The organism is Acinetobacter sp. Marseille-Q1618 (genome assembly GCF_902809855.1).
GTDB lineage: Bacteria > Pseudomonadota > Gammaproteobacteria > Pseudomonadales > Moraxellaceae > Acinetobacter.
Genome location: NZ_CADDWJ010000001.1, coordinates 574,467 through 593,619 on the forward strand (window position 1 = coordinate 574,467; position 19,153 = coordinate 593,619).

The following is a 19,153-nucleotide window of genomic DNA, read 5'->3' on the forward strand; positions in this document are numbered from 1 at the left end:
TTTAGGAGATCACATGACTGTAGATGTCACTGAAACCTTAGCCCAAACTGTTCATCCTGCGTTTCAGTTGGTACGTCAACACCATGTTGAAGCTTTAGATATTTTAGTTTCAGAATATAAGCACAAAGTGACAGGTGCGGTACATTTCCATTTAGCGACAGAACATGATGAAAATGTTTTTTTAGTTGCCTTTCGTACCCAGCCGATGGACTCCAAAGGTGAAGCACATATTTTAGAACATACTGCATTATGTGGTTCTGAGAAATTTCCAGTACGTGATCCATTTTTCCTGATGATTCGCCGTTCAATGAATACATTTATGAATGCATTCACCGCAGCGGATTGGACAGCTTATCCATTTGCGACCCAAAATAAAAAAGACTTTCAAAATTTACTCGAAGTGTATATGGATGCAGCTTTTGCAGCTAACTTGAATCCATTGGATTTCGCGCAAGAAGGTATTCGCATTGAACTTGAAAATGGCGAACCTGTGTATAAAGGCGTGGTCTTTAATGAGATGAAAGGAGCAATGAGTTCTCCTTCAGACCAGCTTTATCACCAATTGGCACATCATTTATTTCCAAAAACGACCTATCACTACAACTCAGGTGGTGATCCAAAAGATATTCCTGATTTGACTTACGATGAGTTGGTTGCTTTCTATAAGTCGCATTACCATCCAAGTAATGCAATCTTTATGACTTTTGGTAATCAAACTGCTTTTGATTTACAAGAACAGTTTGAAAAACTGGCATTATCAAAATTTGAAAAAGGCGAAACTTTATATTCAAAACCTGAACAGCGTTTGTCTGCACCGATTACGGTACAAGAAAGCTATGCATTAGATGGAGATGATCTTAAAGATAAAACTTATCATGTGTTGTCATGGTTATTGCCTGAAGCAAGTCATATCAAAATACGTTTAGGGATGCGTTTAGTTGAAGGGATTTTATTAGAAAATTCAGCTTCGCCACTGCGTCATTATTTAGAAACCTGTGGCTATGCACAGTCGACAGGTCCATTTATGGGCTTAGATGATTCTAATTTTGAAATGACATTTTACTGTGCGATACAAGGTTCAAATCCTGAATATGCAGAACAATTTAAAAATGGCGTGTTAAATATTTTACAACAAGCGGCAGCTAAACCTGCTGATCCTGAGATTGTGGAAGCAATTTTGCATCAAATCGAATTGCATCAACGTGAAATCAATGGTGACGGTACACCATATGGTTTGTCTTTGATTTTAAATGGATTGGGAAGTGCGATTCATCACAATGATCCTGTGCATGTATGGGATGTGGATACAGCCATTGCTGAAGTAAAAGAAGAACTGAAAGACCCAATGTGGTTGTCAAATTTGATTCAAACTTATCTTTTAGACAATCCGCATCGTGTGCAACTAACTTTAGTGCCAGATGCTCATAAATCAGCTCAAGAAGCAGAAGATGAAAAAGCACGTTTGGCGGAAATTGGGGCGGCATTAACCGATGAGCAAAAAGCCGAAATTATTGCACAAACGGAAGCGTTAAAAATTCGTCAAGAAACTGAAGATGATTTAAATCTATTGCCAAAAGTGGGCTTGGAAGATATCCCAGCGGATTTACACATTGTACAAGGTCAACTTCGTGAAATTATTTCCAATCAAGTTGATACACCGTTAAATCTGTATCATGCAGGAACCAATGGGATTTATTATCAACAAGTATTGATTCAAATTCCTGATCAAATCGTAAAATCACCATATTTCAACTTATTGTCGATTTTGATGGGTGAAGTTGGTGCAGGACAATACGGTTATCTTGAGTTGCAACAACTACAAACTGCGGTGAGTGGTGGTTTAGGGATGGGCGCTTCTTTGCGTTCAAAAACCGATGATAAAGGTAAAATTACTGCTTGGTTGACATTAACCACCAAGTCTTTATCAGATAAACTTGACGCAATTGGCTTATTAAAGTTGGCATTTGAGCAATTACGCTTCGATGAAAAAGACCGTATTTTAGAGCTATTACAGCAACGCAAAACCCGTTGGGCATCTCGTTTGTCTGGTTCAGGACATAGTTATGCGATGCAGATTGCATCTCGTAACAGCAGTGCCTTGGCGCAGCGTGATTATCAAAATACAGGCTTAGGGGCATTAAACTGGTTGGCTGAATTAGTCACGAAGATTGAAAAAGATCCTGTTGAATTTGATACGCTGATTGAAGAATTAAAATCGATTCATCGTGGCTTAATGCTTGCACCTAAACAATTTTTATTGGTGTGTGAAGAACATCATTCTGATCGTTTAATTGAAGAAATTCAAAATGTTTGGGATAAGTTAGAGGTAGATAGTTCACCAGTATTATTAACCCAAGTAGAACAATCATCCAGTGATGCTGATGAAGCGTGGTTGATCCAAGCCAATGTGCAATTCTGTGCATCTGCATATCCAGCAGTTGAAGTATCTCATCCTGATACTGCACCATTGATGGTTTTGGCAGCGTATTTACGCAATGGTTTCTTGCATAGTGCCATTCGTGAAAAAGGTGGCGCGTATGGTGGTGGTGCAAGTTATGATGGCAATGCTTGTGCATTCCGTTTCTATAGCTATCGTGATCCACGTTTGGCAGAAACTTTTGCAGATTTTGAAGCAAGTTTGAATTGGTTAATGACAGAAGAACAAAAGCCACATCAGCTTGAAGAAGCAATATTAGGTTTAGTTTCCAGTATGGATAAACCAGGTTCACCTGCAGGTGAGGCGATTACCGCATGTTATGCGTTGTTGCATGGGCGTACACCAGCATTTAGACGCCAAATGCGTGAGCGCTTACTCAAAGTGAGTCTAGAGGATTTGAAACGTGTTGCACAAACTTACTTAATCGGTCAAAAGCCAACAAAAGCAGTGGTCGCACCATTCGCCAAAAAAGAGGCTTTAGAACAATTAGGTTTTGACATTAAAAAAGTAAATTAAAATTCTTTTTGGAGAATACTATGTCGTTCAAAACTTTTGAACGCACACCATTGAACCTGAGCATCTTAATGATGCTCAGTTTTGGTTGGGTGACTGCTACGCATGCTGAAGATGCTGCGCTAATTAATCCTGCAAGTACTCAAGCATGTGTCGCTTTAGAGTCAAATGCAGATCGTTTAGCTTGCTACGATGCAATTTTTAAAGTGGGGACAACTGAACCTGTACCTGTAATTGTTTCAGAACAACGTGCAGCCAAAGAATTAGAAGCACCAAAAGCTGAGCCGCAAGGTATTAAAGCCAAAATTGAAGATAAAGTCGAAAGCTTATTTTCAGTACATGGCGCAAAAATTGATCCCAATACCTCGTTGTTAGATAAGCGTTGGGAATTATCGCCAGACAGTAAGCTAGGAACATGGAATATCCGCGCACATCAACCTGTGTATTTATTGCCTGCTTATTGGACAAGCGATAAAAATGAATTTCCGCACAGTCCAAATCCACAAAATACTGTAAAAGAAGCGCAAGATTTAAAATCGACAGAAGCCAAATTTCAACTTTCTTTAAAAACCAAAGCAGTGGAAAATATTTTTGGCAATAATGGCGATCTATGGGTGGGTTATACCCAGTCATCACGTTGGCAAGTTTATAATGAAGATGAGTCTCGTCCATTTCGTGAAACCAACTATGAGCCTGAAGCGAGTTTGATGTTTAGAACCAATTATGAGGTGTTGGGTTTAAATGGACGTTTGCTGGGATTGACTTTAAATCACCAGTCGAATGGGCGTTCAGATCCTTTATCACGTAGTTGGAATCGTGTGATGCTAAATATTGGTTTTGAAAAAGATAACTTCGCTTTAATGCTACGTCCTTGGTATCGCCTAGACGAAGATGCTGGTGATGATAATAACCCTGATATTAAAGACTATATTGGGCGTGGCGATTTAACGGCATTTTATCGTTGGAAAGATCATGATTTTACTTTGATGTTACGTCATTCACTCAAAGGAGGGGATGATTCACATGGTGCTGCACAATTCGATTGGGCATTCCCAATCAAAGGTAAACTTCGTGGACATTTCCAGTTATTTGATGGTTATGGTGAAAGTTTGATTGATTATAATCATCGTGCAACTTATGTAGGCTTAGGGGTTTCATTGATGAATGCTTATTAAGCCCTAAGTTGAATCAAAAAACCGCTCGATGTTGAGCGGTTTTTTTAATCATTAAAACTATTTAACCCACTTGAATTTCGGCAGTTGGATGGCTAACACGACTTTTCTTCGGTGTGGCGATTAAATACGCTAAAGTCAACGGCCCTAAACGCCCAGCAAACATCAGTAGCATTAACGCAACCAGACTGCCTGAATGTAAATCTTCGGTAATTCCACGAGATAAACCGACAGTACAAGCTGCTGAAACCGCTTCAAATAATAAATCTAAGAAGCGTTTATTGGGTTCTAAAATTAATAAAGTAAAAAAGCCAATTAAAATCAGCATAGACGTAATTGAGATGACTGCCAAAGCTTTAAACGTTGCTTGATAAGAAACAGAATGCTTAAAAATCGTGAGTTCATCTGAACGTCTTAGGAATGTGATCACGCTCAATACCATAATGGCAAACGTACCTACTTTAATTCCCCCTGCGGTACTGAGAGAACCCCCACCAATAAACATCAACACCATCGTTACTAAGGCAGAACCATTACTCATATTACCGACTTCAAGGCTGTTAAAGCCAGAAGAACGAGGCACAGTCGCATGGAACCACGCATTTAAGGCTTGATCTCCAACCGACATCGGTGCAAGGGTAAGTGGATTTCTAGCTTCTAATAGCCAAATAGCAACAAAGGCAAATAGATTTAAAATCGCAATGGTCGATAAAATTAATTTGCTATTTGGACTGAGTTTTTTCCAACGTTTCGCTCGCTTAATATCCATCAAGACCACGAAGCCGATACCACCAATGATATACAACATACTGATGGTAAACGTCACCATGTATTGATTAGAGAAACTCATTAAGCTATTGGGAAATAAAGAAAAACCACCATTATTAAAGGCGGAAATACTATAAAAGATGGCATAAAATAAAGCGTGTTTGAACTCGTATTGTCCAGTCCAAGCAATGGTTAAAATAATGGTACCAATTAACTCAAAAAATAATGAATAAATCAGTACACCTTTCACTGTAAAAGTCGCTTTAGATAAACTGGTTTGCCCAATGGTTTCTTGTGCCATGATTTGTTGTTTTAAACCAATTTTGGGCGACAAGCTCAGTGCTGCCAAAATTGCAAAGGTCATAAAACCCAAACCACCGCATTGAATCAAAAGCATGACAACAATTTTACCAAACAAAGTAAAAGAGTCACCGACATTCACAACGGACAGTCCTGTGATCGTGACGGCTGAGGTGGCTGTAAATAAAGCCTTAATCCACGGTAATTCGCCATGATGGGCAAAAGGAAGTTTGAGTAAAAGCGTTCCAATCACAATAAAACTTAAAAACCCTAAGGCTAAAAGACTAGGTGGGCTTAAGTTAATTTGATTATGCTTTTTATTAATCAGCTCTTTTTTATAAAATTTCATTTTATAAGAAACGATTTGAAAGTTGTCTTAATTGTTCCACAGGACCCTCTACGATTAAAATATCTTTTTCCTGTAAAATTGTGCCTGGTGCAATTTGATAAAGCACATGTGAACCACGTTGTAATAATAACGTTTGGATTTCACTATTGGTATCATCCATCAAGCTTTGAAATTGAGCACCTTGTAAGTTTGAAGCAATTTCGATTTTGACAATATAACGTTCATTATTCAGCGCCATATAACGACGAACCATTGGATAACTGAGTGATTGAGCAATTCGAATTCCCATATCTTCTTCGGGATGAATGATTTGATCGATTCCCAAATGCGATAAAATCATATGATGCGCTTTAGATTTTGCTTTGACTAAAATTTGTTTAATGCCTAAATTTTTTAAATGTAATACACACAAAATACTGGCTTCAATATCATCCCCAATCGCAACCACCACAGCATCACAATTTTGAATATTTAATTCTTCAAGTACATGCTCATCTGTGCCATCTGCAATGACGGCATGGCTAATTTGATCTGCTAAATTTTCTACATTTTTTTTGAGGGTATCAATGCCGATAACATCATGTTTTAAATGAGTCAGTTCTAATGCAACTGTACCACCAAAACTGCCCAAACCAATGACTGCAAAGAGCGCCATAATTTAACCTTATCCTTACATCTGCAGATCAATGACTGAATAATAACTGATATTTTGCAAAGTTTAACGCATGTTCGATATTGAATCCTAGATTAAGTCAAAAATATGAACTGGATTATTCTCAATTTTTGCTATTTCAACAGCCTTTATGAGATAGTCTAATAAATCAATATTGCAAATATATCTTGCAGCAATGGATTGAATCTATTGATAATATTTCAAAACTTAAGCTAGGGCAGTTGAATCCCAAACTTTCTCAAAATCTCACACAATTGAATCATTGGCATCCCCATGAGCGTGGTTTGATCTTGTCCAATCATTTGCTCGAACAAAGTTATTCCTAAACTTTCACACTTAAAACTGCCTGCACAATGTAAAGGTTGATCTTTTTCCACATAACGCTTGATCTCAGTCCTGCTTAAATCTCGAAATTTCACATGATAATGCTCAACCAAAGTGTGTTCAAAACCTGAAGCGCAATGTTGCACACTTAACGCTGTACTAAAAAATACATTTTTTCCTGAGTTGGCTTGTAGCTGTTGGATGGCATTTTCTATAGATAAGGGCTTGCCAATAAAATCCTGTGGTGCATACTCTCGCCATGCCACTTGATCCGAACCAATAATGATGGCATTTGGATATTGTTTCGCAATCACTTGCGCTTTTTCAAACGCCAAACGCTTGGCCAAATCATCAGCATGTATTTCACCCTGAGCAGATTCATCAATATCAGGAGAAATACAACGATAATCCAAGCCTAAACGATTCATTAAATCTTTTCGGGTTTGACTAGAAGAAGCCAAAATGATTTCACTGAATGAGGTTGTTAAAATAGTCATAATGAATTAAACAGCATATTCCATCAAAATATCTAAAGGCACATAAGACAATACGGCTTGATGACAAGCTTCTACTTTAACTCGTGGTGCCTGACCATCTTGATAAGCCTGAACCCAACGTGTAACACATAAACACCAAAAATCACCAGGTTGTAAACCTGGGAAGCCATGTTCAGGCAGTGGGGTAATGAGGTCATTGCCCATTTTTTGTGAATAACTGAGAAAATCTGAAGTCAATTCAACACAAACCGTGTGTTGTCCAACGTCACTGGGTGCAGTATGACAAAAACCATTACGAAAATAGCCTGTGATCGGTGAAAAACAGCAACTTGCCAAAGGTTCGCCAAATACATTTAAACCATTAATTTTAGGATCAGGATGGAAAGACATAAGCACATAAATATTTAAAGTTCTCCTTATAATAATCAAATCTCGATATTTCTACAGCTTTTCTACAAAAGTCGCTAACCTTTTTTTGTGTAATCATTTAGAATCGATGCGATTTTTAATATCTATAAAGTGAGCGATACATGAATTTTCAGCGTATGACTGACCTTGATTTAACGGGCAAGCGTGTTTTGATCCGTGAAGATTTAAACGTTCCTGTTAAAAATGGTGTAATTACCAGTGATGCACGTTTACGTGCTGCATTACCGACCATTAAATTAGCACTAGAAAAAGGTGCAGCGGTCATGGTTTATTCTCATTTAGGTCGTCCTGTTGAAGGTGAAGCAAAAGCTGAACAATCTTTAGCACCTGTAGCAGCATATTTAACAGAGGCTTTGGGGCAAGACGTTAAACTGATTACTGAATATTTAGATGGCGTTGAAGTTGCAGCAGGTCAAGTGGTGTTACTTGAAAACTGCCGTTTTAATGTCGGTGAAAAGAAAAATAATCCTGATCTTGCTGCAAAATACGCAGCACTTTGCGATGTATTCGTCATGGATGCATTTGGTACAGCCCACCGTGCAGAAGCGTCAACTGAAGGCGTTGCACGTTTAGCAAAAGTTGCAGCAGCAGGACCTTTACTTGCAGCAGAATTAGATGCTTTAGGTCGTGCATTACAAACCCCTGAAAAACCAATGGTCGCAATTGTTGCAGGTTCAAAAGTATCCACTAAGCTTGATGTTTTAACATCACTTTCTGATATTTGTGATCAATTGATCGTTGGTGGCGGTATTGCTAATACCTTCTTGGCGGCAGCAGGTTATAACGTTGGTAAATCATTATGCGAAAATGATTTGATCGATACTGCAAAAGCGATCGCAGCAAAAGTGTCCGTACCACTTCCTACGGATGTGGTTGTTGCGGATGCGTCTGAAATTAACTTTGATGATTTCTTAGGCTCGTTAGCTGTTGCAAAAGCAACTGTGAAAAAAGTAGCAGATGTTGCTGACAATGACATGATTTTAGATGTAGGCCCTGAAACAGCAAAAGCATTTGCTGAAATTCTCAAAACATCAAAAACGATTCTTTGGAATGGTCCAGTGGGTGTATTTGAGGTTGACCAATTTGGTGAAGGTACGAAAACATTGTCTTTGGCAATTGCTGAATCTGAGGGTTTCTCTATTGCAGGCGGTGGTGATACTTTAGCTGCGATTGACAAATACGACGTTGCTGACAAAATTGGTTATATCTCTACAGGTGGTGGTGCATTCCTTGAATTTGTAGAAGGCAAAACACTGCCAGCAGTTGCTGTTTTATTAGAGCGTGCATAAGCATAGCAACAATCATTTTGATTAGTTATGACAGAAGGTTGACTAGGGTCAACCTTTTTCATGGGCTATTCATTTTTCAGTCATGAAAATGAAATATATCTGAAATAAACTGATAGATATTAAATCACCCGCTGTGGAAATTACGTGATGAAATTAAATCTTGCACTTGCTGTACTTCTTATTGCTCCTTTAACTCTAGTTGCTTGTTCTAAACAAGAAAAAGCACCAGCTGCTGAACAAGGTGCAGCTTCTGCTGCCGTGGCAACTGAAACAACTTCAGAAAAAGTAACAGCTGAGCAACAAGCTGCAATTGATGCAATCGATCAGCCTGTTTTAGATGAGAAAAATACAGATGTTCCTGCTGAAAAAGCCAATGCACCAGCCGATGCTGCAACACCTGCTACTGAAGAAGAAGCTGCTGCACACTAAACTTTTCAAAGTTTTGTAGTAGTTTGTTTAAAAGTCCCTGCAAATGCAGGGCTTTTTTTTGAAATAGTCAATATTGTTGCTGAATTGAAACAAATCACAAGGTAGAATATGCGACATTACCTGGGAGGATATTATGGCTCTTATTTCATTGCGCCAGCTCTTGGATCATGCCGGTGAACACAGTTACGGCGTTCCAGCGTTTAACGTAAACAACTTAGAACAAATGCGTGCAATTATGTTAGCCGCAGATGCAACAAATTCACCTGTTATTGTGCAAGCTTCTGCAGGTGCACGTAAATATGCTGGTGCACCATTTTTACGCCATTTAATTTTAGCAGCCATCGAAGAATGGCCACATATTCCAGTGGTAATGCACCAAGATCATGGTACTAGCCCAGATGTATGCCAACGCTCAATCCAACTAGGCTTCTCATCCGTTATGATGGATGGTTCTTTGGGTGCTGACGGTAAAACACCAACAACTTATGAATATAACGTTGATGTCACACGTCGTACTGTAGAAATGGCACATGCGTGTGGTGTTTCTGTTGAAGGTGAAATCGGTTGTTTAGGTAGCCTTGAAACAGGTATGGCAGGCGAAGAAGATGGTGTGGGCGCTGAAGGTGTACTTGACCATTCTCAACTGCTTACTTCTGTTGAAGAAGCAACACAATTTGTAAAAGATACCAATGTAGATGCTTTGGCAATTGCAGTCGGTACTTCACACGGTGCATACAAATTTACACGTCCACCTACAGGTGATATTTTAGCGATTGACCGTATTAAAGAAATTCATGCGGCACTTCCAAATACACACCTTGTTATGCATGGTTCAAGCTCTGTACCACAAGAATGGTTAGCGATCATTAACCAATATGGCGGTGACATTAAAGAAACTTATGGTGTTCCTGTTGAGCAATTGGTTGAAGCAATCAAACATGGTGTGCGTAAAATCAACATTGATACAGATTTACGTTTAGCATCTACAGGTGCAATTCGTCGTATGATGGCTGAACAACCAAGTGAATTCGATCCACGTAAGTTCTTTGCAAAAACTGTGGATGCAATGAAAGATATTTGTGTTGCACGTTATGAAGCATTTGGTACAGCTGGAAATGCCGATAAGATTCGCCCTATTTCTTTAGAGAAAATGGTAGAGCGTTATAAATAATTCGTTCTGAATGATTTGTACAAGTGTATCTTGACTTAATTGTAGTCAATTAAATAAAAATCTAAAATATTGTAAAATGAGTGTATGTAAATATGCTCATTTTTTTATGAATTTTTTCTGCGAGTTTAGATTTAATCCAAATTTTAAAAGTAATTTAAATCAACTTATAAAATGTGGGAATTTATGAATTTTAATGCTTACTATAAATTCCCATGAATCTCTTAAACCACAATGTTTTTATATTTTGGCATCCAAGGTTGTGCTTGTTCAAGCTGTGCTGCAAGTTGCAATAGCAAATCTTCTCGTCCAAATGGCGCAATGAACTGAGAACCAAGTGGTAAGTTATTTTTATTCCAATATAAGGGTACTGACATGGCAGGTAAGCCTGTGATGTTAGCCAGTTGAGTAAACGGAACCCATTGCAAGTTATTTTTAACCAAGTGCTCAACTAATTTACCTTGGGCCAGTAAGTGTGCCTGATCGAGTTTTAATAAACCTTTTAAAATTGGTTTTTGCCAAAAAGGTGTTTTAATTTCTCCATTTTTAGGCGCGACAGATGCTGTGGATGGGGTCAGGTAAAGGTCATAATCATCAAAAAAATGATTCATTTGTTGCACATGGTTGCCCCAGTTATTAAGGTTTTGAATGTAATCTAAAGCGGTCGCTTTTGCACCAAACGCAGCAATAGCTAAAGTATCTAATTCAAAATCTTGGTCTTTTGCACCAAACTCACGTTTAAACTGTTGTACAGTAAAAGCACATTGGCTAAACCATGTGGTGATGAAGTCTTTGGCGAGTTGCATACCATCAATTTTTGGTGCAGCTTCTTCGACATGGTGACCGAGGGATTCTAATAATTTTACCGTATCTAAAATGGCAGCTTTGGCATCTTGAGAAACCATTGTTCCAATTGGAGAGTCTGTAGAAAATGCAATTTTTAAAGGTCGTGGTACGTGTTGAATAAGTTCTAAATACTTGCCTTGAGGTTGTTCAATTTTAAATAAAGATCGATGTTCAGCACCTTGTGTCGTATCTAACATGGCAGCACTGTCACGTACGCTCTTGGTGAGGACATGTTGAGAAACTGCACCATGCATGGCTTCACTCACTTTTGGTCCCCAAGGAGTGCGACCACGACTAGGTTTTAAACCAAATAGTCCACAATAAGAAGCAGGAATACGAATCGAACCACCGCCATCACTTGCACCTGCTATCGGTACAATGCCTGCAGCTACTGCGGATGCTGAACCACCTGAAGAACCACCACTGTTATGCTTTAAATGCCATGGATTATGGCAAGCACCCCATGCTTCAGGTTCAGTAATGCCTTTGATGCCAAACTCAGGCGAATTGGTTAAACCAAATGGAATTGCCCCAGCATTTTCCCAACGTCTTACGATTTCAGCGTGTTGAGTAGAAACGTAATTAAGTTTTTTAAATGTATTAGAACCAAAAGAAGTCGGAACACCTTGATATTCTTGATGTAGGTCTTTGAGTAAAAAGGGAATACCTGAAAATAAGCCATTTTGTTTTTGCTTTGACTTTTGAAATGCTTGTTCATACATTGTAATGACAATAGCATTTAGTTTTGGATTAACTTGCTGGGTACGTTGCCAAGCAAGCTCTAATAATTCTGTGGTGGTCACTTGTTGAGTTTGAACAAGTTTGGCTAAACCTAAGCCATCATATTGGATATATTCTGCGTATTTCATGGAATTCCTATTCAAAATACAATTGAATTAGAAAGAGCTTTGTAAGCCTGTTTCTAAACAAATTTGATTACGTCCTTTTTCTTTTGCCTGATACAAAGCCTGATCTGCACGATTAATTAATTGTTGTAACGGTAGAGAGTAAGGTAGCTGCTCAAAACTTAAGCCTATACTCACACTAATAAAAATTTGTTTATGCTTATCTAAATCTATCGGGGAGGATTGGATAATATCTCGGATTCTATCTGCAATACGGATACTTTGCTTGAGACTGACATTTTTTAATAGAATCGCAAATTCTTCGCCACCTAGACGACCAAACAAATCATCTTCACGCAATACAGATTTAATTCTTTCACTAAAAATTTGTAAGACTAAATCACCGCTATGGTGCCCATATTGATCATTTATATTTTTAAAATGGTCGAGGTCTAACAATAAAATAGCAATACTTTTTTCTGTCTGCGGTTTGTTTTTTGCCTTAATAATGCCTTCACTTTGTTCATAAAAAAAGCGACGATTCATGACAGTCGTCAGGCTATCGTGGTTGGCGAGATATAAAATTTGCTGATAAAGTTTTTGTCGATTTAAACTGATAATGGCTAAGGTCAATGGTCCAAGTGCAAGCATAAATAAGCCAATCCGTATAGAAATCGCCGTAGTTAAAAATGCATCAGAAGATTGATCAATGTAAAATTCATTCAAAGTATTGTTCAACAGCATACACACAGCACAATTGATGAGTGCAACATAAAACAAGTTATAACTCAAAGATGCCCAGACCAAAGCTGCAATCGGAAACATAATTGCACCAGGTCCAATGAAAAAATGTGTCAAACCCACAGAAATAATCACCGCAATTAAAGGCAGTAAATCTTGATAAGAAAAATTCTTGAATTGAAGGTCTTGCAAATAGCTTTTAATATTTTCTTTATCTGGAATAGCCAGCACAATGGGTAAAAAGGCGATCATATTTAAAATTTCACCTGACCACCACATACCAAAATCTATCCACACTCGCTTTGGTGTCATGAATGTATTTTCAACATAGGGAATGGTCAATGCGGCAAAGGCAGGGCTTGCTAAACAGCCTCCAATCGAACAAAGTAAAAATAAATAGAGGAAAGTAAGCCCTTTATTATATTCCTTATAGTTGAGCTTAAAAACTGCAATTAGGGCTAAGGTGATAATAGGATTAAGTAAATTAGCAATCGTTAATAAAAAAGTGACTAAAAGTGTATTGCCGGTTAATAAATCGGCAAGCATAAAACCTATAAATGCACCGAACCATCCACTAAAATTATTAAGCGATTTAAAACGAAGAAATAGACCCAATAACACGGCATTGGCAGGCCAGCAAATAGAGAGGAAAAATAAAGGTCGTGCTAAAATGCCAAATAGCGCACAGATAAAAATAATGCTCGCAACAATGACCAAAGCATTTAAATGCTGCTTAAAACCTTGTTGAAATGTTTGAGCAAATACAGGCAAATCGATGATCCTACACGATACAAGGTGTATCACTACACAAATTATTTTATTCAGTGAATGGTAACGTTTAATTATTTCATATAAATGCTTATTTTTGTATAAGAATTATTTTTTTTGTAGCTGAATTTAAGAATTTTCACCATTTATTTTATTAAAATGAAAAGATATAAAATATTGTTCGTATATGGTTATTTTTACATGCTTTATTTACAAAATATGTTAGTTTAAATACAAACAAATCGCGGTATACACTTAGGTATGAAAAAAACATTATTAATTCCTTTATTGGTTTGTGCATCAAATTTGGTATTTGCTGAATCGCCTACAGTTAAATCGGCGGCGACTACCCAAGCAACAGCAGCTTTAGCGGCAAATACTATTCGAGTTTCAACACGTCCTGAAATTTTAGGGTTGTGGGGGATGGAAATACCCAATAATAAAAAATGTGTAGAATATTATAACTTTCGTGGTGGGAATGAAGTTGTTGTAAATAGTGGTAAAGAGTGGTCAGCGGGTTTGTATGATTACCAACCTTCACCCGATAATTCCAAAGACAAACCACCTGCTCTAATCATGCAAATTAAGTATGAAAATAATGAAGTGGACTGTTCTGGTCGTCAGGAAAATCAAGCAGGTGAGGTATCGCAATATTTTGTACGCTGGAAAAATAACAATACAATAAACTTTTGCGCCTCTGAAAAAGAAGAGCAATGTTTTGCTACGCTAAATCGTGTTTTACCATGATTTTAAGTACGACTTAAATGTTGTTATTTCGGCTTATTTGAAAATCCTAAGCATTAAAAATTGATAAATAAAAAACCGAGTTAATTTAAACTCGGTTTTTTGTATATATAAAAATTATTTTTCTACAAAGGCACGTTCAATCACATAATCGCCCAAGACACCCATTTTAGGAGATTCTTTTAAACCGTGTTGATCAAGAAGTGCTGCAACATCATCAAGGAAAGCAGGGCTACCACACAACATTGCACGGTCAGTTTCAGGGTTAAAGCGTGGCAAACCAATTTTTTCAAACAATTGACCAGACTCAATCGCAGTAGTAACACGACCTTGCGTATGGAATTCTTCACGTGTCACTGTTGGGTAATACACTAATTTTTCTTTCGCACCCAATTCTGAGAAAAACTCATGATTTGGTACTTCATCCAAAATTAAATCTTGATATGCCAGTTCTGAAATAAAACGTGTGCCATGCACCACGATGATTTTTTCAAAACGTTCATAAGTTTCTGGGTCACGAATGATAGATAAGAATGGAGCAAGACCTGTACCAGATGAAAGAAGGTATAGATTTTTACCTGGATTTAAGTCATCTAGTACCAAAGTTCCTGTTGGCTTTTTAGAAATTAAGATCTCATCGCCCACTTTTACTTTTTGTAAAATAGAGGTTAATGGACCATCAGGAACTTTAATAGAGAAGAACTCTAGCTCTTCTTCATAGTTTGCGCTTGCAATTGAATACGCACGCATTAAAGGCTTACCATTCACCTCAAGACCAATCATCACAAATTGACCATTTTTAAAACGGAGTGCGGTATCACGTGTTGTTTTAAAACTGAATAATGTGTCATTCCAGTGGTGTACGTGAGTAATCTTTTCGACGTTGAAAGCAGCCATTAAAGGTCTCAATATAAATTATCAGATTAGAACAGCTTGCTATTCTAATCTAAAATCATTCTCTATAAACTGAATATATTTAATTGAACTTATCAGAAAAAGTGATTATGCCTGATCTTCAACTCCCTATTATCGGATATATGCACTCACCTTATCAGGAAAAATTTGGAATCCCACGCCAACCAAATTTAGTACAAGTTGAATCTTATATTGAGATGATTGCGCCATATAATGATGTATGCGCTTTTGAAGGCATCGCTGAGTTTAGCCATTTATGGTTGGTCTGGCAATTTCATGAAAATAAAAATATTAATGAAAATCATAAATTTAGACCGCAGGTTAGACCCCCTAGACTGGGTGGGAATCAAAAAATCGGTGTGTTTGCTACTCGCAGTATGTACCGTCCTGCACCAATAGGTTTGTCTGTTGTGCAACTTAAAGCAGTAAAAAAAGTAGGGAAATCAGTACATGTTTATGTAACTGGAAGTGATCTATTGGACGGGACACCGATTATTGATATTAAACCATATATCCAATATTCCGATGCCATCCTGCATGCAAAAAGTGGTTATGCTCAGCAAGAACCTGTGAAAAAACAAGTTGTTTGCTCTAAAAATGTACAATTAAAAATTCAACATTTGATCGAAATGCACAAAATGACAGCTCAGATGCAGAATGAGTTAGAGCAAGTGCTGTCTTTAGACCCACGACCCGCTTATCAAGATGATGAAAATCGTATTTACAAAATGAAATTTGCTGGTTTCGATGTAAGTTTCACTGTACATGAACACGAGGTGAGTGTTATTGATATTGTTGAAATTGGCTCAATTGATTTATTGAAAAACTATTGTAAATAAAACAAAATTTTGAAAATAGATGGGAAATGTACCATCTATTTTCTATGATCTTATTTAAAAATAATAATCAGTATGAGCACAACACTGATACCGATCAAAATACGGTTCACCCATTGCGCCGTGGTTAAAGGTTGATCTATCTTGTTCATATGTCGTCTACGTATTGTGCTTCCCTTTAACTGCCCAACCTCAGGTTTTTCTGCGGTTGCACGATCAAACTCTGCTGCCAAGCCTAACAACCATTCTTCAATCTCAGGATCATTTTTATTTAAATCATTGCTCGGAGAGGCATAAAAACGCATGGCATTTTTGAAAGACGCTTCATCCATTTGAATTTTAGCGGTTTCAACCAAGTAGAAGAAAGCTTGTTTACTGTCTTTTTCTACATATTTTCCTTCAGTATGAAAATGTGCCATCAGTTGCATGGCTTCAGGATCATCATTCATGACTAAACTGGCAATAATACCAATCGCTTGTTGAGCTTTTTCTTGGTCATCTTGATTGGTTTTTAAGATTTCAAGCGCTTTGATAAGGGCAGGATTACTTACCTCAGGAATAACATCAACTGCGGAAGTTTCTTTATTTACTTCCACTGCTTGAACAGGTGTATTTGCTGGCGTTATTGATGATTTTGTTGTTTCGGACAGCGTAGTTGTTTGGTCAAATCTTAATTCATCATTAAAAATCTTATTTAATTTAGGGTGTAATAGATTCGGTTTTTGTACAAATTGCATCAACTTTTTTTGAATGTAGCTAAGATCAAATTTATGATCTTCACCATATTGTTCTGCTCCTGTTTTTAACCATAATTCCACTAAATTTTGTGGCCAAAATAAAGATGGGCAAACCATAGTTTCACCCGCATACTTAGGATCATCACATAAAATAATGGGAAATATAGGCAGACTGAGCATACCATTTGGCAAGTGTAAGCGCCAAAACCAGATGCTTGATATTTTTAAGGGGATTTTACTTAAACTCTGAGGATATGGATAATTTACCACGCGTGTGATTTCGTTACTAATATGCTCTGCGTATGCCAATTGATCAGCTTCAACAGGTGTGGTGTTTTTCAGTTGATATAATGCCTTTGCGTAGTCATGTAATTGTTCAATATCCATTTGCCCTGTAGGATCAAATACAATTTCACCCGGACAATTTACGTCGTCTGGTTCAAACATGAGTTTATTGGCTTGAACTAAAGCTGCCCAAACTACACGTCCTGATGTATAAAAAGTTGGCATGGCTTCAATTTGTTTAAATAACTCATCAGTAAACATCCAATCAGGTGGAATGACTTGTAGATAAACTCTTAAGTTTTCAGGAAGTTCAGAAATCTGTTTTTTTAAATCTATTTGTAATGAATTAATTTCTGAGGAATTTTGCTGAGATGTTGAGGAGATAATCTCATCAAAACTTGCCTTGAATTGTTCAATAATTTCATCATGCAAATGAGGGGCTAATAAGTAAGTTGCAGGTCTTCGCAAAATCTTATCTTTAAAATGCGCTTGCCAAAATGATTGTTGGGTAAAACTGTCTTGGAACTCAAAGGCACTTTGGTAAAATGCAGTCATGGCTGCTTCAAATTGAGCAAGCGACAAATCAGAAGGCGTGTATTGAACCACTGAATAAATATCTTCAATCTTATTGTCAGCATTTTTAGTGTAAGGAATCACTAAACTTACAGAGCTTTCTGTGGGTGTATAAATATGAATTTTAAGATAAATTGCATCAGTTCGCCCTGTCGGCAAATAAGCATGAATATCTTCACAAAAAATCTGGAATGGATGGTTCTGCGGATTATTTTCAAGTTCTGCAAATGCTTTTTCTCTCGGATTGTCTTGCATAAGCTTGATAATTTGAATTTTATTGTCTTTGGTGACCAATAGACATGGATTTAAGACTGAGCCATCAAGCATAAAACTTGCATAACCTGCTAAAAAGCCCGCATGTTTAAATGCACGTATAATATTTGCGGTAATTTCAGGTTGTTCGACATCTTTTAAAGATGAGGGAAAATAGACTAAAGGATCAGACGACAGCGCAACGTATTTTTGCACATATTCAAGACAGCTTTGAATTGGTTGTGAAGCATCAAATAAAATAGCGGTAAGCACGCTCATCGGAAAAGAAATTTGATTTTGAAATACAAATACTTGGGCCAACTCATAGCGGAAACTTTCGTTTTCATCCTGACTAAAAATGGCTTTATATTCTTCAAAACTAAACCATTTCCCACTACTCAGTGTTTGATGAGCAATCGTTGTGCCAAGATAATAACTCAGTGCGACTAAAAAATTACATTTTTCTTTATTTTGCATAAAGTCAGCATATTTTGAGGGATTGAGCTGTTCATGCTGACGGATGCTATTTAATAGTAAATCTATTTTTTGAATGCTGGCTAAAGAAAAGTCAAAATCAATTAAATCTGTGGCTTTGCGGTAGGCATTTCCCCCTGAAATATAAGCATGTTGTTGTAATGCTTGAACATAATGAGCACAATATTCATTAATATTTCGAGTGCTTGAATCCTCAATAACAGTTTGACGAGAGTGCACATAATTTAGACAAGTTCTTTCAGATGCTTGCCCTTGTGTGAGCAGATCAGCAATCACCCCTAAAGGTAAACAGACTTGGTGATGAATAATTGCAACCATTGAGCTAAAAAAGTCGAGGGGTAACTCATAATCTGAAGGTAAAATTTTGATGGCTTCGTAATAATTATACCATTCCACTTTTTGTTGGGTACGTTGTGAAATGACATCGCAAAGATAGCCAATCACCACCATTAAAAAATTTGAGCATTCTTTTTCAGTAACAAGATCATTTGGATGAATATTTTGATGATGTAATGCAAGTAAAAGTTCATCAATGTGTTGTAAGCTTTCATCACTAAAATCAGCTTTGATTTTAAAAAGATTTTCTGCATATTTTAAGCCGAGTGGTGGCATTTCCTTTTGATAGAAACATTGCAGTAAATCTTGCATGTCTTGTTGAGTTTTTCGGATCATGATGCACTTGATTATTGGTTTTTTTACAGATTATCATAAATAAAAACAGTGATGTAGCTATTGATTTGGTTAATTGAACTATATTTTTACGAAAAG

The 19,153-nt window shown here is 37.2% G+C and carries 15 protein-coding genes; 7 read left to right on the forward strand and 8 right to left on the reverse strand.

Features of this window, described 5'->3' with window-relative positions:
- Positions 1–13: 13 nt before the first annotated feature.
- Complete coding sequence (locus tag HUS24_RS02595) at positions 14–2,953, forward strand: insulinase family protein (protein ID WP_173910483.1); 2,940 nt, start codon at positions 14–16, stop codon at positions 2,951–2,953.
- 20 nt (positions 2,954–2,973) lie between these two features.
- Positions 2,974–4,125, forward strand: coding sequence for a phospholipase A (locus tag HUS24_RS02600; protein WP_173910484.1), 1,152 nt, complete (start codon positions 2,974–2,976; stop codon positions 4,123–4,125).
- A 61-nt stretch (positions 4,126–4,186) separates the two neighbouring features.
- Here the strand turns inward: HUS24_RS02600 and HUS24_RS02605 are convergent, their stop codons facing one another.
- The 4 genes from HUS24_RS02605 to HUS24_RS02620 all read right to left on the reverse strand — a co-directional run bounded on the left by HUS24_RS02605 (position 4,187) and on the right by HUS24_RS02620 (position 7,423).
- The gene (locus tag HUS24_RS02605; protein WP_173910485.1) at positions 4,187–5,539 is read right to left on the reverse strand and encodes a TrkH family potassium uptake protein; all 1,353 of its coding nucleotides are present in this window, start codon (positions 5,537–5,539) and stop codon (positions 4,187–4,189) included.
- A gap of 1 nt (position 5,540) precedes the next feature.
- Positions 5,541–6,194 carry a TrkA family potassium uptake protein gene (locus HUS24_RS02610; protein ID WP_173910486.1) on the reverse strand — a complete coding sequence of 218 codons (654 nt, stop codon included), beginning with the start codon at positions 6,192–6,194 and terminating at the stop codon, positions 5,541–5,543.
- A gap of 230 nt (positions 6,195–6,424) precedes the next feature.
- Entirely contained in the window at positions 6,425–7,033 is a 609-nt protein-coding gene (locus HUS24_RS02615) for a nucleoside triphosphate pyrophosphatase (protein WP_173910487.1), read from the reverse strand.
- A gap of 6 nt (positions 7,034–7,039) precedes the next feature.
- Positions 7,040–7,423, reverse strand: a complete 384-nt coding sequence (locus HUS24_RS02620) for a DUF2237 family protein (RefSeq protein ID WP_173910488.1) — start codon at positions 7,421–7,423, stop codon at positions 7,040–7,042.
- A 140-nt stretch (positions 7,424–7,563) separates the two neighbouring features.
- On the opposite strand from HUS24_RS02620, the gene HUS24_RS02625 reads away from it, so the two are divergent.
- The 3 genes from HUS24_RS02625 to fba all read left to right on the forward strand — a co-directional run bounded on the left by HUS24_RS02625 (position 7,564) and on the right by fba (position 10,351).
- Entirely contained in the window at positions 7,564–8,751 is a 1,188-nt protein-coding gene (locus tag HUS24_RS02625) for a phosphoglycerate kinase (RefSeq protein ID WP_173910489.1), read from the forward strand.
- A 147-nt stretch (positions 8,752–8,898) separates the two neighbouring features.
- A complete protein-coding gene (locus tag HUS24_RS02630; protein WP_173910490.1) occupies positions 8,899–9,180 on the forward strand; it encodes a hypothetical protein in 282 nt (93 codons plus the stop codon).
- A gap of 133 nt (positions 9,181–9,313) precedes the next feature.
- Entirely contained in the window at positions 9,314–10,351 is a 1,038-nt protein-coding gene (gene fba, locus HUS24_RS02635) for a class II fructose-bisphosphate aldolase (RefSeq protein ID WP_173910491.1), read from the forward strand.
- A gap of 221 nt (positions 10,352–10,572) precedes the next feature.
- On the opposite strand, the gene HUS24_RS02640 is transcribed toward fba, so the two are convergent.
- Complete coding sequence (locus tag HUS24_RS02640; RefSeq protein WP_173910492.1) at positions 10,573–12,063, reverse strand: amidase; 1,491 nt, start codon at positions 12,061–12,063, stop codon at positions 10,573–10,575.
- 27 nt (positions 12,064–12,090) lie between these two features.
- The gene (locus HUS24_RS02645) at positions 12,091–13,551 is read right to left on the reverse strand and encodes a GGDEF domain-containing protein (protein WP_173910493.1); all 1,461 of its coding nucleotides are present in this window, start codon (positions 13,549–13,551) and stop codon (positions 12,091–12,093) included.
- A gap of 258 nt (positions 13,552–13,809) precedes the next feature.
- On the opposite strand from HUS24_RS02645, the gene HUS24_RS02650 reads away from it, so the two are divergent.
- Entirely contained in the window at positions 13,810–14,295 is a 486-nt protein-coding gene (locus HUS24_RS02650; protein ID WP_173910494.1) for a hypothetical protein, read from the forward strand.
- A 114-nt stretch (positions 14,296–14,409) separates the two neighbouring features.
- Here HUS24_RS02650 and HUS24_RS02655 read toward each other — a convergent pair whose 3' ends face one another.
- The gene (locus HUS24_RS02655; protein ID WP_173910495.1) at positions 14,410–15,189 is read right to left on the reverse strand and encodes a ferredoxin--NADP reductase; all 780 of its coding nucleotides are present in this window, start codon (positions 15,187–15,189) and stop codon (positions 14,410–14,412) included.
- Between the two features lie 107 nt (positions 15,190–15,296).
- Between HUS24_RS02655 and tsaA the strand changes: the two genes are divergently transcribed.
- Entirely contained in the window at positions 15,297–16,046 is a 750-nt protein-coding gene (gene tsaA / locus HUS24_RS02660; protein ID WP_173910496.1) for a tRNA (N6-threonylcarbamoyladenosine(37)-N6)-methyltransferase TrmO, read from the forward strand.
- A gap of 50 nt (positions 16,047–16,096) precedes the next feature.
- Here tsaA and HUS24_RS02665 read toward each other — a convergent pair whose 3' ends face one another.
- Complete coding sequence (locus tag HUS24_RS02665) at positions 16,097–19,057, reverse strand: hypothetical protein (protein WP_173910497.1); 2,961 nt, start codon at positions 19,055–19,057, stop codon at positions 16,097–16,099.
- Positions 19,058–19,153 lie beyond the last annotated feature (96 nt).